This window comes from Streptomyces sp. NA04227 (genome assembly GCF_013364195.1).
Classification (GTDB): Bacteria; Actinomycetota; Actinomycetes; order Streptomycetales; family Streptomycetaceae; genus Streptomyces.
In genome coordinates, this window is record NZ_CP054918.1 from 3750670 (window position 1) to 3775684 (window position 25015).

General features: G+C 70.4%; 22 protein-coding genes. 8 read left to right on the forward strand and 14 right to left on the reverse strand.

The features are described from left to right. Positions 1–275: 275 nt before the first annotated feature. The 5 genes from HUT18_RS15940 to HUT18_RS15960 form a co-directional block, all read right to left on the reverse strand. Complete coding sequence (locus HUT18_RS15940; RefSeq protein WP_254878631.1) at positions 276–1718, reverse strand: MFS transporter; 1443 nt, start codon at positions 1716–1718, stop codon at positions 276–278. Further along, positions 1715–2089: a fluoride efflux transporter CrcB gene (crcB, locus tag HUT18_RS15945; RefSeq protein WP_176101314.1), complete on the reverse strand. Its 375-nt coding sequence runs from the start codon at positions 2087–2089 to the stop codon at positions 1715–1717. Before crcB ends, HUT18_RS15940 begins: the two co-directional genes overlap by 4 nt. Beyond that, a complete protein-coding gene (locus HUT18_RS15950) occupies positions 2086–2529 on the reverse strand; it encodes a DUF190 domain-containing protein (protein ID WP_254879021.1) in 444 nt (147 codons plus the stop codon). The genes crcB and HUT18_RS15950 overlap by 4 nt, the downstream gene beginning before the upstream one ends. Before the next feature lie 168 nt (positions 2530–2697). Then, on the reverse strand, positions 2698–3183 hold the full coding sequence (locus tag HUT18_RS15955) for a CrcB family protein (protein ID WP_176101316.1): 486 nt from the start codon (positions 3181–3183) through the stop codon (positions 2698–2700). A gap of 194 nt (positions 3184–3377) precedes the next feature. Continuing rightward, positions 3378–4421 carry a hypothetical protein gene (locus HUT18_RS15960; protein ID WP_176101317.1) on the reverse strand — a complete coding sequence of 348 codons (1044 nt, stop codon included), beginning with the start codon at positions 4419–4421 and terminating at the stop codon, positions 3378–3380. A gap of 125 nt (positions 4422–4546) precedes the next feature. On the opposite strand from HUT18_RS15960, the gene HUT18_RS15965 reads away from it, so the two are divergent. Further along, on the forward strand, positions 4547–5002 hold the full coding sequence (locus HUT18_RS15965) for a hypothetical protein (RefSeq protein ID WP_176101318.1): 456 nt from the start codon (positions 4547–4549) through the stop codon (positions 5000–5002). Between the two features lie 44 nt (positions 5003–5046). On the opposite strand, the gene HUT18_RS15970 is transcribed toward HUT18_RS15965, so the two are convergent. Further along, on the reverse strand, positions 5047–5526 hold the full coding sequence (locus HUT18_RS15970) for a RidA family protein (RefSeq protein WP_176101319.1): 480 nt from the start codon (positions 5524–5526) through the stop codon (positions 5047–5049). A gap of 290 nt (positions 5527–5816) precedes the next feature. Between HUT18_RS15970 and HUT18_RS15975 the strand changes: the two genes are divergently transcribed. Both HUT18_RS15975 and HUT18_RS15980 read left to right on the forward strand, forming a co-directional pair. Next, positions 5817–6425 (forward strand): hypothetical protein, encoded by a 609-nt coding sequence (locus tag HUT18_RS15975; RefSeq protein ID WP_254878632.1) that lies wholly within the window; start codon positions 5817–5819, stop codon positions 6423–6425. Between the two features lie 76 nt (positions 6426–6501). Continuing rightward, entirely contained in the window at positions 6502–7071 is a 570-nt protein-coding gene (locus HUT18_RS15980) for a hypothetical protein (protein ID WP_176101320.1), read from the forward strand. Positions 7072–7214: 143 nt separating this feature from the next. On the opposite strand, the gene HUT18_RS15985 is transcribed toward HUT18_RS15980, so the two are convergent. The 3 genes from HUT18_RS15985 to HUT18_RS15995 form a co-directional block, all read right to left on the reverse strand. Next, a complete protein-coding gene (locus tag HUT18_RS15985; RefSeq protein WP_176104574.1) occupies positions 7215–8492 on the reverse strand; it encodes a pyroglutamyl peptidase in 1278 nt (425 codons plus the stop codon). Between the two features lie 244 nt (positions 8493–8736). Next, entirely contained in the window at positions 8737–9303 is a 567-nt protein-coding gene (locus HUT18_RS15990; protein ID WP_217710496.1) for a S1 RNA-binding domain-containing protein, read from the reverse strand. Positions 9304–9352: 49 nt separating this feature from the next. Continuing rightward, complete coding sequence (locus HUT18_RS15995) at positions 9353–9805, reverse strand: ATP-binding protein (RefSeq protein WP_254878633.1); 453 nt, start codon at positions 9803–9805, stop codon at positions 9353–9355. Between the two features lie 378 nt (positions 9806–10183). On the opposite strand from HUT18_RS15995, the gene HUT18_RS16000 reads away from it, so the two are divergent. Together HUT18_RS16000 and HUT18_RS16005 are read left to right on the forward strand one after the other, a co-directional pair. Then, on the forward strand, positions 10184–11023 hold the full coding sequence (locus HUT18_RS16000) for a helix-turn-helix domain-containing protein (protein WP_368661529.1): 840 nt from the start codon (positions 10184–10186) through the stop codon (positions 11021–11023). A gap of 20 nt (positions 11024–11043) precedes the next feature. Next, positions 11044–11217 carry a DUF397 domain-containing protein gene (locus tag HUT18_RS16005; RefSeq protein WP_303246543.1) on the forward strand — a complete coding sequence of 58 codons (174 nt, stop codon included), beginning with the start codon at positions 11044–11046 and terminating at the stop codon, positions 11215–11217. On the opposite strand, the gene HUT18_RS16010 is transcribed toward HUT18_RS16005, so the two are convergent. Continuing rightward, a complete protein-coding gene (locus HUT18_RS16010) occupies positions 11214–12374 on the reverse strand; it encodes a Vms1/Ankzf1 family peptidyl-tRNA hydrolase (RefSeq protein WP_176101325.1) in 1161 nt (386 codons plus the stop codon). The genes HUT18_RS16005 and HUT18_RS16010 overlap by 4 nt on opposite strands. Before the next feature lie 561 nt (positions 12375–12935). On the opposite strand from HUT18_RS16010, the gene HUT18_RS16015 reads away from it, so the two are divergent. Then, positions 12936–13349, forward strand: a complete 414-nt coding sequence (locus tag HUT18_RS16015; protein WP_176101326.1) for a hypothetical protein — start codon at positions 12936–12938, stop codon at positions 13347–13349. Positions 13350–13520: 171 nt separating this feature from the next. Here the strand turns inward: HUT18_RS16015 and HUT18_RS16020 are convergent, their stop codons facing one another. Both HUT18_RS16020 and HUT18_RS16025 read right to left on the reverse strand, forming a co-directional pair. After that, positions 13521–14651 (reverse strand): serine hydrolase, encoded by a 1131-nt coding sequence (locus HUT18_RS16020; RefSeq protein ID WP_176101327.1) that lies wholly within the window; start codon positions 14649–14651, stop codon positions 13521–13523. Positions 14652–14723: 72 nt separating this feature from the next. Next, entirely contained in the window at positions 14724–15398 is a 675-nt protein-coding gene (locus HUT18_RS16025) for a DUF4097 family beta strand repeat-containing protein (protein WP_176101328.1), read from the reverse strand. A 222-nt stretch (positions 15399–15620) separates the two neighbouring features. On the opposite strand from HUT18_RS16025, the gene HUT18_RS16030 reads away from it, so the two are divergent. After that, entirely contained in the window at positions 15621–16358 is a 738-nt protein-coding gene (locus tag HUT18_RS16030) for a helix-turn-helix domain-containing protein (protein WP_176101329.1), read from the forward strand. 106 nt (positions 16359–16464) lie between these two features. On the opposite strand, the gene HUT18_RS33285 is transcribed toward HUT18_RS16030, so the two are convergent. Further along, a complete protein-coding gene (locus tag HUT18_RS33285; RefSeq protein WP_217710497.1) occupies positions 16465–19623 on the reverse strand; it encodes an ABC transporter substrate-binding protein in 3159 nt (1052 codons plus the stop codon). Positions 19624–19900: 277 nt separating this feature from the next. Then, positions 19901–22186 (reverse strand): alpha-N-acetylglucosaminidase, encoded by a 2286-nt coding sequence (locus tag HUT18_RS16050; protein WP_176101331.1) that lies wholly within the window; start codon positions 22184–22186, stop codon positions 19901–19903. Between the two features lie 857 nt (positions 22187–23043). On the opposite strand from HUT18_RS16050, the gene HUT18_RS16055 reads away from it, so the two are divergent. Continuing rightward, positions 23044–24387 carry a hypothetical protein gene (locus tag HUT18_RS16055; protein WP_176101332.1) on the forward strand — a complete coding sequence of 448 codons (1344 nt, stop codon included), beginning with the start codon at positions 23044–23046 and terminating at the stop codon, positions 24385–24387. Positions 24388–25015 lie beyond the last annotated feature (628 nt).

Sequence of the window (25015 nt, forward strand, 5' to 3'; positions counted from 1 at the left end):
CGCACGAGGCGTCTCACGCGGTCTCCTTCTGCGACGGCCGCGCGACCCTCCGCGCGGATGTGGAGCCGGGGCCACGGGGGCGGCAACACCGGCGTGCAGGCGGTGCGTTGTGACTGCGGAAGGGCAGAGTGTCACCTGGAGCGGGAAATGGTCAGGGGCACGTCAATGATTGGGTGAAGTTGGCTCGAATTCACCCATGGGTTAGTTAGTCGGTTGTCCGGCCGGGGGGGGTGGGCCGGTGGCCGTACACGGGTTCGGGGCGGTGGCAGGTGCGGTCAGCCCTCCCGGACACGCTCCCGCTCGCGTGCGCGCTCACGCGCCAACAGGCCCCGGCTCGCGAGGAGAAGAACGAGAGCGAAGGCCTGGATGAGGAGGACGACGGTGACCAGGACCGGTACCGACCGCTCGTACAGCGCGCCTGTCAGCAACCCGCCGAGGAACGCCGCCCCGCCGACCACGGCCGCGAACAAGCCGTAGGCGGTGGCCCGGCGTCCGACCGGGACCAGGTCCGCGACGGTCGCCCGCAGCGTCGACTCCTGCACCCCGGTCGCCGCGCCCCACATCACGGCCCCGGCCAGTACGGCCCAGAGCGTGTCGCCGAAGGCGAGCAGGGCGGTGAGGCCGGAGAGCACGGGCAGCACGACGAGTACGCGCGGGCCGGTGCGGTCGTAGGCCCAGCCGGTGGCCAGCGCCGCCACCGCGTCCGCCGCCATCGCCACGACGTAGACGAGGGGGACCGCCGCGGCCCCCACCAGGTCGCTCTCGACCAGGTGGAAGGAGAGCACACCGAAGGTGGCGAAGCCGGTGAGGGTGACGGCGGTGAAGCAGGCGTAGACCCAGAAGGCGCGCGGGAGTTGGGCGGGTTCGGCGACCGCCGCTCGGGACTTGGCACGCCCCTTCGGCGCCGCGCTCTCCTCGTATGCCTGCGGCACCTCGTACGTCTGCGGGTTCGGGACGCGGGCGCGGAGCCAGAGCAGCACGAGGAGGACGAAGAGGCCGGGGAGGGCGAGTACGGCGAGGGTGGGCGCGTAGTCGTCGCCGGTCAGGGCGAGCATGCCCGCCACGGTCAACGGGCCGAGCAGGGCGCCGATTTGGTCCATCGCCTCGTGCACGGCGAAGCCGCGGCCCCGGCCGGTGGCCGCCGTCGCGTGCGAGAGCAGGGTGTCCTTCGCGGGACTGCGGACCGCCTTGCCGACCCGCTCGGCGATCACCAGGGCGCAGGCGACCCAGAGCACCCCGCTCACACCGAGCAGCGGCACGCTCGCCACGGTCAGCGCGTAACCGCCGATCGTCCAGCTCCAGAAGCGTCCGGTCCGGTCGGCCAGCGGCCCCGAGCCCAGCCGCAGCAACAGCGCCGCCGCCTCCCCCGCACCGGTCACCGCACCGACCACCATCGCGGACGCCCCGAACGAGGCGAGCAGCGGGCCGGTCACCGAACGGGCCCCCTCGTAGACGAAGTCCGCGAGCAGACTGACGACTCCGAAGGCGACGACGAAGCGCCAGGGGCTCAGGCCGGGGGTGTTGGGGCCAGCGGTGTTCCGGCTGGGGACGATCTCGGCGGGATGGTGCGTGTCGGGACGGTTCTCGTCGGCAGGGTTCTCGTCGGGATCGGTCCGGCCGTGTCCCTTTCGGCCGGGTGGGCCGACGCGCTCCGGCTCCGGTTCGCGCTCCCGCTCCGGTTCGTCGTCCGTGGCTGCCTGGTCCTGTCCCGGGTTCACGCCCAGAGGGCTTCCCCGAGGGCGACGCCCGCGAACACCGCGAGCAGCCCGGCCACCAGGGTGGCCGCCACATTGGCCAGCGCGAACAGCCTCGCGCCGCTCTCGCTCAGGCGCAGGGTCTCGTACGAGAAGGTCGAGTACGTGGTCAGGGCTCCGCACAGACCGGTGCCGAGCAGCAGCGCGAGGTCCGAGTCGGCGGCGCCCGCGGTGACCGCGCCGGTGAGGGTGCCCAGTACCAGGCTGCCGATCACATTGACGGTGAAGGTGCCCCACGGGAACACGCTGTCGTGCCGGGACTGGACGGCCCGGTCGGTGAGATACCGCAACGGCGCCCCGACCACGGCTCCGGCGAGGACGAGCAGCCAGTTCACGCCTCGGTGCCGGGGTCCAGGTCGGGGTCGGCGCCGGGGCGGGGGCCGAGTCCGGAGCCGGGGCCGGGGCTGTCGTGCGGGTCTGCCCCCTCCCCCCGTTCCTCGCTCAGGCGCACGATCTCGCAGGGGTCGAGGACGGCGGTGCCGTCGGGCAGTACGTCCCGCAACTGCGGCAGGAACTCCCGCACCTTCTCCGCCCGGTCGACGATGACGACGAGTACGGGCAGGTCCTCGCTGAGCGAGAGCAGCCGCTGCGTGTGCACGACCGAGGAGGCCCCGAAGCCCTCGATGCCCCGGAACACGCTGGCCCCGGCCAGCCCCGCGCGATGCGCCCGGTGCACGATCTCCGCGTACAGCGGCCGGTGCCGGTACTGATCGCTCTCCCCCACCAGGACGGTCAGTCGCAGCCCGGAGAGCTGGGCCGGGGCGTCGTCCGGCAACCGCGGCTGGGGCTGTTCCGGCTCGGGCTTTCCCTGCTCGGGCTGTCCCGGCTCCGGCGAGGGTGTCGTCATGAGGGGTCTGTCCGTTCTTGTGCGCGGGATCGGGATCGGGATCGCAGTTGGGGACGGGGGTTCGGGTCGGAGTCGGGGTCGAGGTCGGGGTCGGATTCAGGTTCCTTCCCGTGCCCTGGACGCTGCCACCAGGACGCGCCGGGTCAGCGCCGATGCGGCCGCTACGGCGAGGAGGGCGGCGAGCGGAGTGAGGGCGAGGTAGGCGAAGGCGACGGGGAGACGGTGATGATCCGTCAGGCGCTGGATGTCGGCGGCGTACGTGGAGAAGGTGGTGAAGCCGCCGAGTACCCCCGTACCGAGGAAGGGCCGGACCAGCGGATGCGTCGTACGGGCCTCGGTGATCACCACCATGAGCACGCCCATCAGCGCGCAGCCGACGACGTTCACGAGCAGGGTCGTCCAGGGGAACCCCGAGGCGCCGTTCGGCCACAGCAACCCGGCCCCGTACCGCCCCGCCGCCCCCACCGCCCCACCGAGCGCGACCGCCACGAGCACCCGGCCCTGGCCCCGTAGTAGCGCGGGCCGTGGGCCCCGCCCGGCCGTGGCGCGGGCGGGGCCCACGGCGGCACGGCGGGGTCCCATGGCGCCAGGCTAACGACGCCGCCCGGATCACCGCCTCTGTCTCCGCCTCCGCCTCCGCGTCCACGTCGGCGTCGGCGTCGGCGTCGGCGTCGGCGTCGGCGTCGGCGTCGGCACGGACCATCGCGTACGACCGCCGCGACACCGCGCACCGTCCACGCTCCGTCCCGGCCCCGTCCGCGCGCTCCGTCCTCTGCCTACCTGGCCACGTCCGCCTGCGCCGCCCGTATCGCGGCGGCCGCGTCCTGCGCGGGGGCCAGCGCGAACCGCTCGTTCAGCCAGGCGAGGTACTGCGCGTGCCCGGGACTCGGCTCGCACGCGCGCAGGCGCGGGCCTGGGAGGTTGTGGTCGTCGCTGTCGTCGCTCTCGTCGCCGTCACCGCCGCCCCCGACGTATACCTCCAGGCCGCAGAGCGCTCCGAGGAACTGGAGAAAGTCGAGTACGTTCCGTGCGACGACGTGGAAGTCGCCCTCGTCCCCGACCACCACGACGGGCAGGGTGGCGAGATCGGCACGGTCGTCGCGCCGCCACAGCGCGAAGGCGTCACCGTCGTCGTTGGCGGAGGCGAAGACCAGCAGATCCGCGGTGCCGTCCGCGCCGCCCGCCTCGTCCTCGGGGGCGTGCAGGGTGGTCCCGCCCGCATAGCGTTCCGTGACGCCGTCCTCGAACCGTTTGAGGAGGTTGAGTTCGGCGACGGACGAGAAGACGGCGTCCGGCAGGAGCGGGTGGATCCACCGGGTCCACTCCTTCTCCAGCTCGTCCTGGGCCTCCAGGATGATGTCCCACGCCTCCTCGGGCGGGGCGAGCCCGAAGTTCCGCTCCAGCCAGGCGAGATAGTCCGCCTGCCCGGGCAGCTCCTCCTCGTCCCGCTCGTAGACGTTCTCCCAGTCGCAGGCGAGACCGGCCTCGAGCGCGCCCAACAGCCGTAAGAATTCCCGGAGATCACGGGCGACGACATGCAGCCCGCCCTCGTCGCCGAGCAGCACGACCGGCAGCGTGGCGAGATCAGCACGGTCATCGCGCCGCCACAGCGCGTAGAGCGAGCCGCTGCCGTTGGCCGACGCGAACCGCAGCAGCCCGTCCCGCAGTTCGGGGTCCTCGCCCAGGAACGACATCTCCCCGAAGTCGTCCAGCCACCCCCACTGCGCGTAGGGCTCCTCGCAGTTGTCCTCGAATTCCTTGAGCAGGTTCAGCTCCGGGACGGGCGAGTACGTAGGCGATGTGGGTGACGTGTGCACCATGGATGGTTCCGCTCCGTGATCAAGTGAGTACGAAGGGAACGGTAGTGGGGCCCACTGACAACGACCGTGCACACTGACAACAGCCGGGCGCACGGGCGCCGGAGGGGGAGCACGGAGGCCGACACATGATCCTGGTGGTGATCCTCGCCGTCCTGACCGGCGCGGCGGTGGCGGCGGTCTACGGGATGAGCACGCTGGCCCAGCACGGCATCCGGGACTCCGCCCCCGGAGTCCGGCTGCGCGCGGGCGCCGCGCTCGCCGCCGCCACCACCTGCGCGATGTACCTCTGGGGCGCCGCCCAACTCGTACTCGACGAGACGATGACCGACATGGCCTGCAAGAAGGCGGCACCGGAGGGGCAGGCTGTCTACGTCTCCGGCACCGACATCTCGTACCTGCCGCTGCGCCTCAACTGCCATGTCCCGTACGGCGATTCGTACGGGGCCGCCGTCCCGGACTACGTCAACCCCGCCCTGCTCGTACTGGCTCTGCTCACGGTCCTCCTCGGGGTGTGCGCGGCCGTGGAGTCCGAGCTACGGGCCAGGGCCGAGTCCTCATCCGGCGACAGCAACCCCGCCTGAGACGTGTGGAGTTGGGACGTACCGAGTTACCGGTGACCTCCCGACTACCGGACGACGAGCCCGATCGCCTCGATCTCGATCATCCACTCGGGGTCGGCGAGCGAGGACACCTCCACGAACGACTCCGCGAGGTGCGGCTTGTTCGGGAAGTGCTCCGCACGCAGCTTGGCGAACACCCCCTGCTGAGCAGCGATATCGGTGACGAACACGGTGGCCTTCACAACCTCGGCCAGGCTGGAACCCGCATTCGTCAGCACGGTCGACAGGTTCGCCAGCGCCTGACGGGCCTGCGCCTCGAAGTCCCCGACGCCGACAGTGCTCCCGTCGGCGCCGATCGGCCCCTGCCCCGAAGTGAAGACCAGATTCCCGACCCGGACTCCGAGCGAGATACCCGCCGACTCGTACCAGTCGGGTTCGGCGGAGACGCGGACCCGTTCGACGGCGGGCTGTGCGGTGGATTCAGTGGACGCGGTGGATGCGGTGGATGCGGTGGATGCGGCGGACGTGGTGGATGCGGTGGACATGGTTCGGCACTCCCTCAAAGCAACACGCAGACATGATCCGCTCACGACAGCTACGGCGGACGGTGATCCATTCCCCTAGACGTGCACCTCTCACGCCCCGCTGGGTAGTTGGTTCGGGCTCCTGGCGTGCCGGCCACTCACGGCATTCGACGGGTAACCCCAGTACCTGCCATGGACCGGAGGCAGGCGACCGCCATAAACTCTGCCTACGTCGGGGCAAGTCTTACATGTGCACTGAAAAGGACACTTCGAGCATCGTGTTCTCATTACGCTCCCACGTTCTGGCACCCATGGCCGCACTGGCCATCGGTACGGTTTTCGGGGCGCTCGCCCCCCTCCTCGAAGCATCCGACGGCATGGGCCACGTGGCACATGTCGTCTTGGCTGCTGGATGGACGTGGGCCGCACTCGCCTTTTGTGTAGGCCTCGCGAGAAAATCAAGAGTTGAATCTGCCGCCCTGGCTGCCGTTTCCCTTACCAGTGCGGTGATCGCCTACTATGCGACAAAATTCAAGCAAGGGGAATTTCAGGTGGCGAACCTGGCTGACCCTTCTGGTGCGGCACAGGTTTCTTGGGACAGTTTCCTGTCGAAAACGATCGCCTGGTGCGTAGTCGCCCTGTTCCTCGGACCTCTTTTGGGGCTCGCAGGAAATCTGGCCCGTGCCGATGGACTGCGCGGCCTGCCGTTTCGCGTGCTGGTGCCTGTGGTGACACTCGTCGAAACGACGCAGCGCTTGCGGTTTGAGGCGTCCCTGCAAGGGACTGTCGCCCGCGCAACGTGGACCGTCGTTCTCGTTGCGGCGGGGGTCCTGCTTATCGGCTTGGTAGGACACGCGGTGCTCGCCCGACGGCCACGTGCTTCTGCCGAGCGGGCACCCTCTCTTGAGGGGCGTCGGTAAAAACGACCCCGCTGCCACCATCAGCCCCAGGGCTCCGCCCGCAGACAGCGCCCCGTATGCACGGAAGGTTCTGCAGATGGCCGCACCATGGCACAAGGTCCATGTCCCGGAGGGCTTGTTCGGACTCCTGGACGACCACGAGGTCCCCCACTACGGAGCCGACTGGTCCAACGGCCTGATCGCCCCGATGCGGGCAGGCGGAGCCTTCATCAACTCCGGCATCCACACCGGCAACGTGCACGCCCGCACCAAGTACCTCACCACCCGGCCCGAGGACCTGGACACGTCCCTGGACTGGGACGAGATCGTCGAAGCCAGCGTCCACGCACCCCGCGACGGACTCCGCCTCGAATCCCTCGACCAGGGACCCGCCGACGACGGCAGCCCGCTCGCCGGGCATGGCGCGACCGACTACCGCGTCCGCGTCCACGCACACGGCCGCGAAATCGCCTGGGACAAGACCGCCAGCACCCCGACCGAGACCTACCTGCTGCTCGTATGGCCCGCCGAGCCCGCACCGGCGCAGACGCTGCGCTTCAGCGGCCGTCTCGGCCAGACCCAGGAGGCCCACGACCCACACCGCCTCGCGCCACTGGACGAGCCGCCGACAACTCCCGCGGACGTCCCGATCCCCCGCCCGAACTGACAAGCCAACCAAGCCGAACGGGCGTGGGCGGGCGCCGGCCCCGGCCCACGGTAAAGCGGCCAACTACGCGCTTCAACAGGCCCGGGAGACCGTTCTCCAGGAACTGGAGGAACCGCTCTACGACTTGGCCAACCCACAAGCCCCTAACGCCGCGTCTGGGCCTCCACCGCCACCCGCAGGATCTCCCCTACCTGCGCCACGATGTCGGCCCGGTTGCGGAGGAAGTCCGGGTCGGTGACGGTGCCGGTCGCCGGGTCGGTGTTGCCGGGGCCGAACTCCAGTACAGGGGTGTGCACATGACCGCCGGGGAGGGTGTCGAGGCCGAGGCGGTCGCGTAGGAGGGTGGCACGGTAGGCGATTTCGTTGGAGAGGTAGTCGCCGCCGCCTCCGGCACGGGCGGTGGAGTCCTCGGTCGGACCGTCCGGACGGACCACGGGCTCGGTGCCGCCCGCCGGAATCTCGGTGACCTGCCTGTTGTCGTAGACCGGGTAGCGCCCGGTGTCCGCCTCGGTGATCTCCTTGTACGGGAGGGTGGTTGACGTCCACTGGGGCTGCGTGGCCGGGTCGCTCACCGGCACGGTCTCGGTGCGCGAGAGGTTGTCGTTGTCGCCGAAGCCGCCGCGCCAGGCGCCGTTGGTGCGCTCGATGTCGAACTTGCCCTTGCGGCCCTGGCTCACGGTCGTGAACAGGTCGACGTCCGGCAGGTGCGGGGCGAGCGCGCGTTCCACGGCCTGCTCGCCGAAGTCGGCCCAGCGGACGGGGAAGACGACCGTCTCGACGCGGGCCGGACCGTCGGCGGTCTCGATCACGGTGCCGTCGAGCGCGAGGGCGGCGGCGCCGGACGGGTTGCTGATCCGGATGTCCCGGTCGAGGGTGAAGGGGTCGAAGCCGGTGAGGAGGATGCGCTTGATGCCGTGAGCGGCGTCGCGCCGCCGGTCGTTGGCTGCGCCATCTGCGCCGTCTGCGCCATCGCCGCCGCCGGGGTAGCGGACGTCGTCCTGGCCGCGTGAGGTGGTTTCCAACGTGCGGAAGAGAGCGGCGCGTTGGGTGTCTGTGAGCTCGAACTGCGGTGTCCAGCCCCGCAGTTCGCGGGTCATGGTGAGCCGGGCCCAGTACAGCGGGCGGTCGTCGTCTCGACTCAGGTCGCCCGAGGCCGCCTTCCGCCCCTGCACCCGCTCGACGGCACGCTGCCACAGGGCCGAACCCCGCCCGGCCACGACCCGCTCGGCATCCTCGTACGACTCCGCACCTGCCAACGCCTTCGCGAACCGGGGACCGAGCACGTCGAAGCCGCTGCGGCGCAGGAGTTCCTGAGGGACGGGGCGGTCGAGTCGTTGTTCCTCGATGGTCGGGGCGGATGCGGCACCGGCCGGAACCTCGGCCGACACGGCGGGAGTTGGGGTGACGACTGGTACGGCCAAGGACGCGGCCAGTGCCACGCCGAGCGGACCGAGGCGCGGGCAGACGGAGCGCTTCCGGCGTGCGGGGCTCCGGTCAGGTAGCGGCTGCGAGGAACTCACTGGGCACAGGTCCTTTCCCAGGGGAGGTGGGGGCCGCAAGTATTGCCTCGGGCTCGGCCTCTCGTCACGGGTTGGGGCAGTGCACAGGAACTCACGCGGTTTCGCCTACGTGAACGCGCATCCCGGATCATTCCGTGCGGGGGTCTCAGCCGCCGGGCGCGCAAAGCCTCCGGGAGAGGGCGACCCTGCGGCGCTCCCTGTCGACTTCGGTGACGACGACCCGTACCTCGTCACCGACCTGTACGACATCGGCCGGGTCCGCCACCGGCACCGTGCTCAGCTCCTCAAGACGCACCAGCCCCTGAATCCCGTCGGCCACCTCGACGAAGGCGCCGAACGGGACCAACTTGCGCACGGTCCCGGGGACTTCCTGCCCGACTGCCACCTCGTCGGCGTACGCCTGGAAGAAGTCCGGCTGCAACGCACGCAGGGACAGCCTGGCCTCCATGTTCCGTGTGTCGAACTGGAGGAACTCGCCCCTGACGCGCTGTCCGACCCGAACGACGTCGGTCACCGCGTCCAGCCACCGCCAGGACAGTTCAGGGAAGGTGACGAAGCCGACGCCGGGAAAGACCGGGTGCGGCGGACCGTCGTCCAGCGCCACGAACACCCCGAAGGGTTCGATGGCCGCCACGGTGCCCGCGAGGATGTCGCCTCGGCGCAAGGCTCCCAGGAATTCATGGAGTTCAGGATTCTCGAAGCGATCGTCCATGGGGCCCAGCATCCCACGGGCGCTTCGCGCGCGGCCTCGCTGCCGGACCTCACACGGGCCGGTTGGCGGGAACTTCTCTCGTCGTCCCCGGAGCAGCCTCGGGAAGAGCGGTCGACCGGGCAGCGCACTGCTGCGGCGACGTCATGTCCAGCTCCGCGAACACCGTCTTGCCCACCGTGCGCGGCGTCGTGCCCCAACGGGCCGCCAGACTCCGGACGATGAGCAACCCGCGCCCGGTGCTCTCCTCCTGTTCCGCGTCCCTGGGCTGCGGCATCCGTTCGCCGCGTGGATCACTGACCTCGATACGCAGCAGCTCTGCGGTCATGGTCAGCCGAACCTGGAACAACCGGTCGCGCAGGCAGCCGTGAAGTAAGGCATTCGTCGCCAGTTCGCTGACCAACAGCGCGGCGTCGTCGGCGAGTTCGGGGCACCCCCACTCGCCTACCAGCCTCTTGGTCCGCCGCCGCGCCAATCCGACGCTGCCTGCTTGGGGGCTGTACATGAGGCAGTCCTCGTGGAGAACGGGAGTTGGGGGCGAGGCCGCCTCCGGTTCGGTGATGGTCTTTCGTCCGGGTGGGGGGCACGGCTTTCGGGCAGCGGGCATCGGCGGGCATCTCCTTGTCCGGGAGGCAGTAGAGAACGGGGGAGCGCGCGTCCGCGCATGGTGCAGCACGGGCAGAGATATCAACTGACGTCGCTGCGCATGCGAATGCGTACTCAAAGTAGCGACCGCAGCACTATGCAGCAAGCTGTTCGTGCAGAAAATTCTCTGCCCCGAAGTTGTGTTCGGCAGTGTCGGGCTCACAGACTTGGGGCGAGTAGACCGGAGGGACCACGCATGGCTGGCAGCAACCCAGATCGTGGACGCACAGTCTCAACTGTGCTGGGACGCAAGCTCGGCGGAGAGTTGCTCCGCATGCGCGAGACGCGCGGCCTCAAACAAACCGACGCCGCAGAGGCCCTCACAGCGTCGGTAGCGAAGGTGGCCAAGATCGAACGCGGGCAAGTACCGCTCCGGGACCCGGACGTGCGCGCCCTCTTCCACTTGTACGGGCAGGATGATCCCGAGGCCATAGAGCGGCTGTTGGCCTTGGCGAAGGCCGATCGAGAGCGCCGCAAGATGAAGGGCTGGTGGCTCAACACCCCGTCCGCCGAAGAGCTTTCCGAGTACATCTCGGCCGAGCATGTCGCACGCCGGATCCGCACCTGGCAGATGTCGTTTGTTCCCGGACTCTGCCAGACGGCGGATTACACCCGGTCACTGGTAGCCCGCGCCGGGTCATGGCACGAACGGGAGGAGGCCGAGGGAATCGTCGACATCAGGCGAAAGCGGCAGGAACGGCTCACTGGCCCCAACCCTGTTCAACTCCACTGCGTGATCTGGGAAGCGGCGCTGCGTCAAGAGGTCGGTGGGCCCAAAGTCATGCGTGCTCAGCTGGGGCGACTCCTGGATCTGATGGACCTGCCCAACGTGCGCGTGCAAGTGCTGCCCTTCCAGACCGGCGCACATCCGTGCATGGCAGGCCCCTTCGGCCTCATGTCGTTTTCCGAGACCGATGCCATGGATGTTGTCTATCGCGATGTGTATGGCGGCACAGTATGGGTGGAGAACGAAATCGAGAGCAGTCAATTCGCCAAGCACTTTGACGAATCTGCGCGGCACGGTCTCTCGCCAGAAGAATCAGCCGCTCTCATCATCCGCATACAGAAAGGTTTCTGACCGTGGATAGTTTCGTTTTCGTGAAATCCACATGCAGCGCCAACGGCATGGATTGCGTCGAGGTCGCCCGCAACATCCCCCACGTCGTAGCCATCCGTGACTCCAAGCGCACCGACAGCCCCGTCATACAGGTCTCGCCCCAGTCCTGGACGGCCTTCGCCCACAACCTCCGTACCGAAACGCCGCTGAACTAGCCGAACCCCGGCTCATGCGGCGGCTGTTCCCCCTGGTTCGGCCACCGCAGCAGTGCGCCCAGGCCGCCCAGCGGAGCCGGTGTGCCGGGCTCCGGGTGGACCAGTACCGCGTCGGCGCCCGCCATGGCCGCCGAGCGGAGCAGCGCGTCGTCGGCGCGGGCCGGGAAGGGGTCGGTGGCGCCGAGGTACTGGACCTGGGTGCGGCGGACCGCGATCTGGTCGGGATCCGGGCCCGCCCAGACCTGGCGGCGGGTCTCGGCGCCCTCGGGGCTCAGGAACAGTTCGGCGATGCGGTGTTCGCGCGCCGCGTCGACCAGTGCGGGCACGCCCTCCGTCGCGTCGATGTGGCCCGAGGTCGGGGTGCGGGCGGCGAGGAACCGGCTCAGTTCCTCCTGGACGTGGCGTTCGGTGAAGGCGTGGCGGGCGGCGTCCACGTGCTCGTCGAGCAGCCGGGAGGCGGAGCCCTGGGCGCGGCCGCCGTGCTCGGTCTCGATGACCTGGGCGCGCAGGTGCTGCGGCAACTTCTCGTGTACGGAGCGCCGTTCACGCTCGTCGCCCGCGAGGATCACCAGGCCCGCGCCCGTCTGTTCCACACAGTCCTGGAGTGCCTGGGCGACGGTCAGCGCGTTCTCCTCCCAGGTGTTCTCCACGCTGAGCTGGAAGTGGCGCTCCGACCAGTCCGCGTTCGACGTACGGTGCACCGGCCAGTCCCAGCCGTCGACCCCGCCCGCCGGACTGCGCCGGGTCGCGGTGCGCACCTCGAAGTCGGCGCCGATGCGGTCGATGTAGGCGACCAGGCACAGCGGTTCGTCGGGTGCGTAGTCGAGCAGCGGGGCCATGTGCGGCAGCGAGGCCCAGGTGCTCGACACGCCCTGGGGCGGGCGCAGGGACAGCGGCGGATCCAGTACCACCTCGCCGTGCGCCGCGAAGACGGCCATGCCCGGATGGCCCGACCCGTAGGCCGCCTCGCCGAGGGCTTCCTGTACGGCGTGGCAGGTCGCGTCGTCAGCACCCTGTTCGGCGAGTTCGCGGGCGGCCTGGCGGGCCTGTAGGGGGCGGCGGTCTACGGTGCGCTCGTCGGCGAACCCGGTATCGGCGTAGACGCTTGCCCAGGGGCCGGGTCGTTCGAAGAGCGGGGCGAGGGGTGCGAGGTTCATGGGGTGGTCCTCCTTCGGCCTGTCCGGCCCGCCCTGTGGGCTACCGGTCCGGGCTTGGGTGGTCCGTGGTTGGTCCGTATTTCGTGTCCTGAGCTGCGCCTGCATCTGTGCCCGGACTGTCCGTCTCTTGTCCCCCCTCCTCTATCCCCTCCTCTATCCCCTTCTCTGCCCCCTCCTCTATGTCCCCCTCTTGCGCCTCTTCTGCTCCTGCGCCCCTTCTGCCTCTCGCGCTTGTGTCTCGCTTCTCTGTCCTGCGCGTTGTGTCTCGTTTTCTCGCGCGCCCTCAGGGGCCCTCGGTGCCTTCCAGTGTGCGCGCCCGGCACGAATGGTGCGAAGTGGTCGCCTGGTGCGTAGTGGCCGCCGGGCGTCGGGCCTGCCGGACCGTCCCGTCGACTTGCCGTGTCACGCGACCGGGTGTGCCCTGGATGAGGAGAACGTTCGCGTACGCGGGAGCGCCAGGGCGCCGGTGCGACCGGAGCCGAGCGGCCCGTAAGCCCCGGGAACGGAACGGGAACGTACGTACGGACGTATATGTACGCGCACGCCGGAGAGGAGCGGGCGATGGCTCATGCGACGCACCATGCGACCCAGGTGCCCGGCAGCCACGCGGGAGCCGGGCAACAGCGTCTGGTGTCCCCGGCCTGGGCGGTGATCCTGCCCGTGATCGGCGGGCTCGTCTACGGAGTGTGGGCCGCGGGGAACCGTAGGGACGCGGGTCCCATCACCACCGGCAACGTGCTGTTCGGCGTGGTCTGCGGCGCGGCCTTCGCGCTGGTCTGCCTGCTGCTGCACTCGGCGAAGAACAGGATGATGCGCGAGGTGCGCGCCCTGAGCTGGACGGCCTTCGCGGGCATCGCCTTCGGCTTCCTGTACAGCCAGTCCGGAGGCACCGTGCTGCGGTCGACGATCATGGCGTGCGGCGTGGCCTTCTCCGTGTTCGTGGTGCTCTTCTACCGGTACTACACGACGGAGTAGCGACGACGGAGTAGCGCCGCCCGCGGCAGAGCGGCCCCCTCGCGACCCCCTCTTTCCCGCACGCCGGTCCGGAGCGCTCTCGACGGACCGGCCCCGAAGCCGACCGCCCGGTCCCGCGAACGAGCCGGGCGGTCGGCTGCTACTCCCACCGGTCCACGCCGCCGGCCCTGCCTACCGAGCCGCCTCGGCCGCGTCGGCCGCTCCGGCCTGCCCGCCGCCGAACACCTCCTTGACGAGCCTTTGCGTCGCCTTCTGGAACGCCTCTCCCATGGACAGTGCGGCGTCGTCGACATAGTTCAGCGCGGCGGTCAGGGTCCTGCTGCCGTCGGGCGTGCTGTACATCAGCGCCGCGTGGCCCGCCATGCCGCCGTTGTGGGTGATGACGGTGCCGCCGTTTTCGCCCGCGTCCTGCACGAACACCCCTAGTCCGTAGCCGACCTTGGGATGCGGCTCGCACATCTCGGCCAGCAGCGGGGCCGGCAGGAGCTTGCCGCCCATCAGCGCGGAGATGAACGTGTGGAGGTCCCGGGTCGTGGAGATCATGTCTCCGCCGGTGGAGATCCAGGAGGGGTTCTGGCGGGTGACGTCGACGGTCTTCTCCCGGCCGGTGTCCTCGTACCGGTAGTAGGCGTGGGCGTGCGGCTCGGAGATCTCCGGGTCGGTCTCCGGCGCGACGGTGTCCGACAGCCCGAGCGGCCCCAGGATCAGCCGCCGCATCTCCTCGGCGAGCGAGTGGCCGGTAACCTTCTCGATCAGCAGCCTGGCCAGCACGTAGTTGGTGTTGGAGTAGCTCCAGTCCGTCCCCGGCTCAAACCGCGCCGGCTTGGACAACGCCAGCCGTACCAGCTCTTCGGGCCGGTAGGTCCTGAACCGGTTGTCCACCCACTCCTGGCCCGCGGTCGTGGCGGGGATCCCCGGCGCGAAGGTCCCGTCGTCGTAGTACTCGCCGGTGAAGTTGAACACCCCGCTGGTGTGCTGCAGCAGCATCCGCACCGTGATCCTCGGGTCCAGCCCGAATCCCGGCAGGTGGTCGGCCACCGGGTCGTCCAGCGCGATCGGGCCCTCGGCCACCAGTCGCAGCACCACGGTCGCGGTGAAGGTCTTGGTGTTGCTGCCTATCCGGACGTGTCCGTTGCTCGGCGGCTTCGCGGTCTCGCCCAGCTTGCGCACCCCGGCGCTGCCGACCCACTCGCCTCGCTCGTCGTGCACGCGCATCGTCACCCCGGTGAAACCGGATTCGACCATCTCCTCGATGGCCTTCCGCAGCTCCGGGCGGTCCTGGTCGGTAAGAGTGAGGGACATGGTGGTGGGCTCCTCGAGAACTGTCACGGAAGGGATTTCAGCTGAGCGGAAGGGCGTCGCGGGGTGCCCCGCTCACAGGCTGCGGGCGCTGATGTCGCCGTAGGCGGTGGTCGCGTGGATGGTCAGGGCGGCGTCGGCGCCGTCGGTGTTCTTGAGCGCGTTGTGGATCCGGCCGTAGGAGGTGCCGGCGTCCAGGGAGGCGGAGACTCCGCGGGCGACGCCGACCGAGATCTCGCCGGACTCGGTGCGCAGCGTGACCGTGCCGCGCACGGCCTCGGCGATGCGGAGGTCGCCCTTCTGGGTGCTGATCTGCGCGGGGCCGCCCAGGCGGCCGACCGAGATGTCGCCGGACTGGAGGGCCAGGCGGACACTCGCGGCCTCGTCGAGCTTGACCGAGCCCTGCGCGCCCTCGAAGGAGACGTCGCCGAGCCGTCCGACGCCCCGGAACTCGCCGAGGGACGCCTTCGCTTCAACGTGGGAGCCAGCGGGGAGCTGGACGGTCACCTCGATGGATCCGGAAGGGCCGAGGATCTGGTTCTTCGCCTCCGGGGCCTTGATCCGCAGGACGCCGTCGTCGCCGTATGCGACCTCGGTCTGCTCCGCCGCCTTCACGTCGCGGCTCTTGGAGGCGTTCGCGGGGAGTACCTCGACCGCGATGTCGGCCCGGTCGGCGGCGATGAACTGGATGCGGCCGGCGGGGACGTCGAGGACTGCGGTCACCGGGGTGTGGGTGTCGAACTTCTGCATCGGACTTTTCCTTCGCTCGTTGTTTCCGATGAGGGAAAAGCTACGTTGCGTTTCTAAGTACGGCAACTAGGTCGTTGCGCACCATTGCCATCACAGCAGGTAGAGGCAGCAAATTCGTTGCAATGATTTGAGATCTAATGCAACAGTCGCCACTCGCTTCGTTGCAATGAATCAAGAGTGAACGCTATCCTGGAGACACCACGGACCACGAAGGAGACCGCGATGCCGGGAGGCAGACTCACCCAGCAGGAACGCCAGCAGATCGCGCTGGGACTGGCGGACGGCCTCGCCTACGCGGAGATCGCCAGACGTCTCGACCGCCCGACCTCGACGGTCACGCGTGAGGTGATGCGCAACGGCGGCCCCACCGCCTACCGCGCCGACCTCGCCCACCGCGCCACCGAACACCGCGCCCACCGCCGCAGAAAGGCCGTGCCCCCGGATCCCCACACGCCCCCGCAGGCCCACGGGCGCGATGCCGACGCCGTACGCGAGTACGAGGAGACGTTCACCACCGTCTTCATGCAATCGGGCCTGCCCAAGATGACGGCCCGGGTGCTGGTCGGCCTGTACACCACCGACGCCGGCAGCCTCACCGCCTCCGAACTCGCCGGGCGACTTCAGATCAGCCCGGCTTCCGTCTCCAAAGCGGTCACGTTCCTCGAAAGCCAGGGCCTCATCCGCCGGGAGCGCGACGACCGCCGCCGCGAGCGCTACGTCGTCGACGACGACGTCATGTACCAATCCACGATGGCCAGCGCCCGCGCCACCGCCCACCTCGGCGAGGTCGCCCGGCAGGGCGTCGGCATCCTCGGCACGGGCACCCCGGCCGCCGCCCGCCTGGAGAACATCGCGCGCTTCGTCGACTTCGTCTCCGAGAGCATCGCCCGCGCCGCGGACCAGGCCCGCGAGATCCTCCACACGAAACCCGAGAAAACGGCCTCGGACGGCCCTGACTGAGCCGCCTTCGGATCGCGGTCAGGCAGCGGGTCCGACCACGCCGGTACTCACGAACGAGAGCCCCGCGCAAGCCAGTTCGTACGGCTACGCCCCGCTCCCGCCCCCGTCACCGCGCCCGGTAAACATTGAGCGGGGACAGGCCGTTCGGGCCCGCCTGGACTCCGCCCACGGTCGGGCTGACCGGGTAGACCGGGCGCGGCACGTACATCGGGACCGCCGCCGAGGCGGCGAGGACCCGGTCGTTCACCTCGGCCCACCGGTCCCCGGCCTCGGCGAGGTCTTCCGTGGCGTAGGCCTCGTCGATGCTCCGGTCCACGGCGGGGTCCTTCAGCCGCGCGTAGTTGGCGGTGTTCGGGGCGGTGAGGCGGCCGTCGAAGAGGACGGGGAGCAGGGCGGAGGCGACGGGGGCGTCCGGGAGGTAGCCGACCTGGAAGAAGTGGAAGTCGCCCGCGGCTGCCCTGCGGTAGTACTCGCCCGCCTCGACGTCCTCGACGGTGACCTCGAAGCCCGCCTTGCGCAGCGCGGCGGAGACCACCTCGGTGGTGGCGGTCGAGTCGGGCGTACGCATGCGGGGCAGGGTGATGCGGTAGCCGTCCTCGCCCGCCGATTCGAGCAGCTGCCGGGCGGCCTCCGTGTCCCCGCTGCCGGGGCCGTCCGGGTCCGCCTGGTCGGACGGCTGCCCGCCGCGCAGGCCCGGCGGGATCAGGCTGTGGTGGCGCTTGCCCGTGTCGCCGGTCGCGCGCATGACGTCGTCGGCGGGGAGCGCGGTGAGCAGGGCCTGCCGTACCCGCTCGTCCTTCACCTTCTGCGTGTTGACCATGTAGTACTTCACGTACGACGCCTCGGCGGCGAGGCGGCCGTTCTTGTCGGCGCCGGTGTTCGAGGCCGAGCTCTTGGAGAGCATCCCGGTGAAGGTCATCAGGGGGTCGGTGCCGGTGCCGGTGGCGGCACGGATCCGGTACTCGATCTGCGGGGCGGGCTGCATCAGGCTGATCTCGTAACGGTCCGGGTAGGCCGTGCGCAGGGGATCGGTCTTCGCGTCCCACCGGGAGTTGCGTACGAGGACGGCCTTCTGCCCGGGAGTGATGCTCTCGGTCCGGTAAGGCCCGCTGCTGGGCGGGTTCTTGGCGCCGCCCGGCTTCTGGGTGAAGGAGACCGGTACCGGGGCCGTCGAGAAGTCGGTCAGCACGGCGTTGAAGTCGTGGTGCGGCTGGGCGAGGCGGAAGACGATCGTACGGTCGTCCGGGGTACGCATCACGGTCTCGGCGCTGACCTCGGTGGAGCCGAAGCCACCCGTGTTGGAGGCGCCGAGCAGGAACAGCCGCAGGGTGCTGCTGCCGGTGCCGTCCGGGCCGAGGGTGCGCTCGATCCCGTGCCGGATGTCCGCCGACCGGATCGGCGTACCGTCCGCGTACTTCAGCCCCGGCTTCAGCCGGAAGGTCCACGTCCGGCCGCCGTCGGAGGACTTGCCCGCGTCCTCGGCGAGGTCGCCGACCACCTTGACCGTGCCGTCCGGCGCCGTCTTCAGGCCCGTCAGGGAGCGGTGGGTGAGGCCCATGACGGCCCGCTCGGTGTTGTCGATGACCGCGGCGGGGTCCAGCGTGGCGAGGTCACCGGGTTCCAGGACGCCGATCGTGCCGCCGGGCTCGGCCGCGCGTACGGCGGGCGCGGGGCCCCGGGAGTCCTCGGCGGTGCCGACGCTCAGGGTCTCGGTCCTGGCCGCCTTCGCCACCTCTCCCGGGGTGCCCTTCCCGTCGTCATCGGGATTGGCGCCCTTGTCACCCTTGTCACCCTTGTCGCCCTGGGAGTTGTCGTCCGAGCCGCCGTCGCCGGAGAAGAGGGAAAGTCCGTCGAAGGGCTGCACGACGGCGACGGTTCCGACTCCCGCCACCAGGGCGGCGGTTACTCCGAGGGCGGCCCAGCGTCGCCGGTTGCGCGCGGCGCCTCGGGGTCGGGTGCCGGGGCCCGGGGGGAGGGTGGGGCCGCCCAGGGTGGCTGGGCCCGGGGTGGCCGTAACCGGGGTGTGCGTAACCGGGGTGGATGCGCTCAGGGCGGCCGCGCCGGGAGTGGAGGGCGGGGCAGGTGGGAGCGGGGGCGGTGCCGTTCCTGCGGAGGGGGCTGTGGGAACGGCGGCGTTCGCGGGCTGGGGTGGGGGCGGGCCGTACCCGGCCGGAGTCGGAGTCGGGGCCGGGGCCGCGGTGGGGGCTGGGGTCGGGGCCGGTCCGTTGCCGGGCAGGGGTGGAGCGAGCAGGAAGGCGCCGGTATCGGTGTTGCTGTTGGTGGTGTTGGTGTCGCTGTGGTTGTCCGCGGCCTTGGGAGTCGGGGACTTGGGAGTCGGGGGTGCGTGCGCGGGCGCGGGTGGGGCCGGGGGCTTGTCCGTGACGCCGGGGGTGGCGGGGGCCGCCGGGCCCGGTTCCCGCTGGGCGTCGGTGGCCAGGGCCTCGAGGGCGGCCTGTGCGTGGCGGGCGTCGGGGCGCTGGTCGATGTCCTTGGCGAGCATCCCGCGTACGAGGTTGTCCCAGGCGGGCGCGAGGCCGGGGCGCCGCGCGGAGGGCGGGCCCGGGGTCTCGTAGACGTGGGCGTGCATCAGGGCCACCGCCGAGCCGCTGTCGAAGGGCGGGGCGCCGGTGAGCATTTGGTGGACCATGCAGCCGAGGGCGTAGACGTCGGTACCGCCGTCGTCGCCCTGGCCGGTGAACCGCTCCGGGGCCATGTAGTGCAGGGTGCCGACGGGCGCGTCCCCGGAGGAGGTCAGATAGCCGGGGGCGGTCGTCGCGTCCACGAACTTCGCCACTCCGAAGTCGAGGATCTTGACCGTGTCCTCCCCGGTCACCATCACGTTCGCCGGCTTGATGTCCCGGTGCACGATCCCGGCCGCGTGCGCCGTCGCGAGCGCACGGCAGACCTGGGCACCGATGGTCGCCACCTGCCGCAGCGGCAACGGCCCCGAGGCGGCCAGCAGATCCCCCACCGTGCTGCCCGCGATCAGCGGCATCACCAGATAGGGCACGTCCTCGTGCATACCGTGGTCAAAGACCGGCACGATGTACGAGCTGTCCAGCGCCGCCGCGGCCCGCGCCTCGCGGACGAACATGGCGAGCAGCCGTTCCCGCGTCTCACCCCCGGTGCCCTGCGGCACGCTGAGCAGTTTGACGGCGACCCGCCGCCCGAGCCGGGTGTCCTCGGCCCGCCACACCTGCCCCATGCCGCCCGCACCGATCCGGTCCAGGAGCTCATAGCGCCCGTCCAGCACCGCGCCCTGCATCTGTTCCTCCCCCGAGCGAGCGGCGATTCGCCGCTCCCGCGGACAACCTACCCAGTACGGGGCGGCCACGGACGGCCGACGCCCGCCGCACGCACGGCAGTTGACGCCCGGCAGCCGTATCCGGGAATGATCTTCGCGGCCTTCCTTCAAGCCACGAGGGTCACCAGGCCCAGGCCGGTACTGGAGGATCACCAGGCCGGTTCCAGGAACCACGTCCGCTCGGAAACCGATCCCCCTCCGGGCCTCATCCCCTTCCGGGCCTCATCCCCTCGGAGCCTCAGTCCCTCGGAACCCCCGGGATCTCCCGCGCCAGCTCGTCCCGTACCTGCCTCGCCACCTTGTACGTGTCCCCCTCGGCACGCTCGGCCAGTCGGCCCGGGTTGTCGAGCCAGCCCCGTTCGACGGTGTACCAGTCGACAGGCGTGGGCTCGGTGCCGTCCTCAAGGGACTGGGCGAGGGTGTCGAAGTAGGTCTTCCAGCGCAGGCGGTACAGGCCGCGAGTGAGGCCCGCCCACTCGCGGTTGGCGTAGTCGTGGAGCTTGCCGGTGCCGGAGTGGGCACGGGCTCCCCAGGTGGTGAGCAGGGTGAGGGCGTCCTCCTGGAGGCGGTCGCGTTCGGCGTCGTCGGCGCCCCAGGCGCGGGCCTCGGCGACCCAGCGGCCGAGGAGGTGGTCCCGGTCAGTGGCCGCGAGCAGGTCGAGCAGGTCGATACGGTCCAGCCAGATGCCGGTGAGCCGGTCGAAGGCGGCGCGGTCGGCGTCGTCGTAGGCCTTCTTGATCCAGGGGAGCAGGAGGCGGCTGTCGTTGGCGAGGCACTGGCGGGCGACGTCGAACAGGTCGCGGCGGTAGGCGGTGGAGCCGCGCAGTGCGAGTGCCACGTCGAGCAGGGCGTCCAAGGCCCGGGCCAACTCCACGCCGTCGTACCGCAGTTGCTTCGGTGACCAGCTCGCCGCGCGGGTGACCGTCAGGCTCGGGCGGGCGGCGAAGAGGGAGTCGGCGGGCTCGCTCCAGCGGTCGGCGCGGGTGGTGCCGTAGGCCGAGCGGCGCAGCAGGTCCCAGGCTTCGGCGGCCTTGCGGTCGGCGGCACCGTAGCGGGAGAGCGCGTACTGCGAGAACCAGTCGGTGAGGTCGGGGCTCTGCTCGGTCCACGGCAGCTCGGAGAAGAGCTGGAGGGCGACCGGGTTGTTGTCGGCGGCCTCCGGCATCAGCGCGATGCCGGACATCGTGCTGCCCTCGCGGCCGAGCCAGGAGTGGTAAAGGGCCGCCCAGTCGGGGGTGTTGGCGCCGAGCGCGGTGTGGCCGCCGAAGTTGAAGATCGAGCCGAAGGCGTACGGCGTGCCCAGCCAGTCCCCCTCCCGGTCCGTCACCTCGGGGAAACGGTCCGAAAGGCCGTCCAGGACAAGGACCTTGGCCCGGTCGGCCGCACCGAGGAGCTCCTTCGTCGGGTTCTTCTGCCAGCCGAGAATCGCCCAAAGGGCTTCCGGGTGCGCGGAGTTGAGCGCACCCTGCACCCCGTGTACCGCGTCCGCCACCGGTACGTCACCCGGGTCGCCGCCCTCGTGCAGCAGGTCCATCTTGTACAGCGTGGAGGCGCCGAAGAGTTCCGCGTGAATGCGGTAGTAGGCGGCGGCGACGCGGCGGAAGTGGTCGCCCCGCGGGTCGAGCCAGTCCGGGCGCGGGAATTCGGCCCAGGTGCCCTGCGGGACGAGATGGGCGCCCGGATTGCGGTCGGCGAAGCCGGGCGGGACGGTGCCGAAGTAGCCCGGGAAGACCGGGGTCATACCGAGCTCGCGCAGCCGGTCGCAGATACGGCGGCCGAGCGCGGCCCGCCGGTCGAGAAGCTGCCGCGAGACCGGACCCCCGAACGCCGACATGTTCTGCAGCAGCCACCACGGCTGGTGGGCCGGGCCCGGGATCCAGGCGAGGAGTTCGCCGTCGCTGTAGCCGAACTCCTGGAAGAGGCGGTGGTAGACGGCGTCGGCACCGGCGTAGACGAGCACCTCGTTGTAGCCGTGCAGCGCGAGGGTGTCGATCTCGCGCTCCCAGTAGTCCCAGTCACGGTACGGGCCGGTGTAGCCGTCGTTGGTGTCGTTCAGGACGAACCGGTGCGGGACGTTCGCGGAGCGCGCGAGCGGGGTGGGCACGGCGGGCAACCGGTCCGGCAGGGCGTCCAGCTGGTCACCGGCCCAGGTCAGGCTCGCGCGTGCGGTGTGCGCGAGGTACCAGTACATCCCGCGCAGCCGCACCGCCGCCGTCGTCCCCTCCACCAGAATCGCGCCCTCGCCCCCCGACACCCGGAACGCGTCCCGTCCGGTACGGGCGGACGGCAGCGCACGGAAGGTGAACTGGTCCCAGTGCCGGGGCAGCAGACGGCGGGCGGCACGTACGTCGGCGTCCGTCGCCGACGACGGCAGCGGGCGCGGCTTGGCGTCACCTGCCGCCGGGTCCGGTCCGCCGCCGCTCCCGTCCTCCCTGGCGAGAGTGAAGGCGCCGAGCGCCGCGGCGGAGGCAGCCGTCGCGACGGTGGCGGCGGCGCAGACGAAGGCGCGGCGCTTCATGGGCATGGGGGCCTCCTGACGTGTATTGGCGGGTGGGGATGGATGCTGCTCTGTACTGACTTGACGTTGGGTGCATATGTTGACGCGGATATGTACTGCTTGATGCAGGTAGTCAATGATGGACAGCAATGATCGTTAGTTGACTGATTAATACACGTTGATACAGTTCGATGCGGGTAGATGCAGATAGATGCGTATTGATACAGACTGATGCAGCTTGAGGCGGAGCGGATCAACGCGGGCGACCGTGAGAGCCCTGCCGACGCCGCCCCTTGCTGATCCACGCCTATCCGTATGGCACCTATCCGTATGGACTTATACGGATCCATGTAGATCGACGTTGATCCACGTGCATCCACGTAGATCAACTCGGGTCGACGTGCATCAATCCGAGCCCAATGGATCAATGTGGATTGATATGGGTGGATGTGGATGAGCATGGATAGACATCGGATGCATTGATCGATACGTGCGACACGAATCCATGTGGATCAATGCGAATCAATGGAGATACATCAGGACGGGCTGTACGGGAGCCGATCAAGGCTGTTCGGACTGGACTGGCCGAGGCTGGCCGAGGCTGGTCGGAATGGCGGGGCTGGCCGGGACGGGTCGAGGGCCGACGGGAACCGCAACCGGCGGCGGCTGCGACCGGTTACGTCCGCAAAGCGGAGCCGTCAGATTAAGGCGGGAAAGTGGCGCACAGGGGGATGCCGGGCACACATTCGCCGACATGGGGCGCAATCACATCGTCTGCGCGACGCTCGCCGGAGGGGGGCGTACGCCCTCCTGACAGGTGGTCCTGACCTCCGTATGCAGTGTGCCCGCTGGCCGGATGCCCGGCGGCGTCGTTGGCTGGAATCGTGCCCCCGATTCTGCGCGGTGTGGTGGCGACGGTATTGATCACCGTCGCCTGTGTATTGCTGCCCTTCGGGGCGGTCTCGCTCTGGGGCCAGTTCCAGCTCGCCGACCAGGAACGTTATGTGGCGACCATGGCGCCGCTCGCCGAGGACGGCGCGGTACGGGACGCGGTCTCGGACGCGGTGGCCACCGAGGTCGGCCAGGAGGTCGACGCCGGGTCGCTCCAGGACGCGGTGGACAGCTTCGTGCACCAGGCCGTGCTGTCGTTCTCCACCACGCAGGCCTACCGCAACGCCTGGGACGCGGCGAACCGAGCCGCCCACCGCGCGGTACTGGACGCCCTTCGCAGTGGCGACGGCGGCGAGGTCACTGTCGAACTGGCGCCGCTGGTACAGCAGTTGAAGGACCAGCTGGAGGCGGACGGGGTGCCCTTCGCCGACAACATCCCGGTCCGCGCCAACCGGGTCACCGTGTTGCGCGCGGAGGACACCTCCCGCGCGCGCGAGCTCATCGGCACCCTGGAGGCCGTCGGCGTCTGGCTGCCGACCGCCTGCCTCGCCTTCGGCGGCGCCGCGATCCTGCTCGCCCCGCGCCGCAGGCTGGCCGTCGCCGCCACCGGCCTGGGCATCGCGGCGAGCGCGGTCGGCCTCCAGATCGTGACCGCCGCGTGCCGCAGTATGACCCTGGCCGAGCTGCCGCCGCATGTCTCCCGCGCCGCCGTCGGCCAGGTCTACGACGCCCTCACCTCTTCCCTGCGCCTCACCGCCTGGTGGCTGCTCGCCCTCGGCCTGCTGCTCGCCTTCGGCGCGGCGCTGTGGCCACGGCTCAGGGAGGCGGGGGCGAGGGTGGTCCGGCGGCGCCGTACGAGCGGGCGGCGACGGCATCGGCGAGGCCGGAGCAGGTGGGGCCGACGGGGTCGTTGGGTCCGTGGGAGCAAAGGCGCGGGCAAGGCCGCGGGGGCGGGCAGAGCCCCGGCCCCTCGGGAGCAGACGCGGGCAGTGGCGGGAACGGCATCGGGAACGGGAACAGCGGCAGCGGCGACAGCGACAGCGACGGGAACGGCAACAGGCAGGACGGTGGGAGCCGGAGTGCGTACGGGCTCGGCCGTGGGTACGCAGGCGGGGACAGGAGCCGGGGCGGGAGACAGGACGAGTACGGGGCCCGAGAGGGAGACCGAAACCGAGACGGACACGGGGACGGAGACGGGAACGGGGACTGGGACTGGGACAGGAACGGGGACGGGGACGGGGATCGAGCCGGAGACCGCAACGGAGAACGGCACTGTGGAGACCGAGGTCGAGGCAGAGATCGCGGCGGAGATCGAGGCAGAGGCGCGGGTCGGGTAGTAGCGGCGCTCTCGGGCAAGCGCCGCCCGTTGGACGGACGAGCACGGCTCTCGGACAATCGGGCCCCTGGGCACGTGCGGCCCTTGGGCGAGCACGGCTCTCGGACAATCGGGCCCCTCGGGCACATGCGGCCCTTGGACGAGCACAGCTCTCGGACAAGCGCTGTCCTCCGGCACGTGCGGCCCTCAGCCGCACGCCCCCTCAACAGCCTCGCCCCACCCGCGCCGCCGTCGCGGCACCCGGCCCCCGCCGCACCACCGGCACCGCCCCCACCCGCACCACCATCACGGCCCCCGACCCCCACCGCACCACCATCACAGCACCCCGCCCCACCCACCCCACTGCGCGCAAAGTCAACGATCCGTACCAACCACGCCAACGACACGAGGCGGTCCGTACGCACAACATGGAGGTGTCCCGGGGAGGCCGTGGGACCCGAGGCGGCGGTTGTCGTGGCGGGCGGGCGGCCGGGGCGGCGGGCGCTGTGGCGGGCGCGGTCCCGGGATGCGTCAGGACGAACGGCGTGGCTGTGTACGGCAGTTCGGTGGTCCTGGAACCAGGGCACCGGACTGCGGCGCGGCCGCACGGCAAGGAGCGTCATGCACCAGGATTCCCTGTTCCCGGAGTG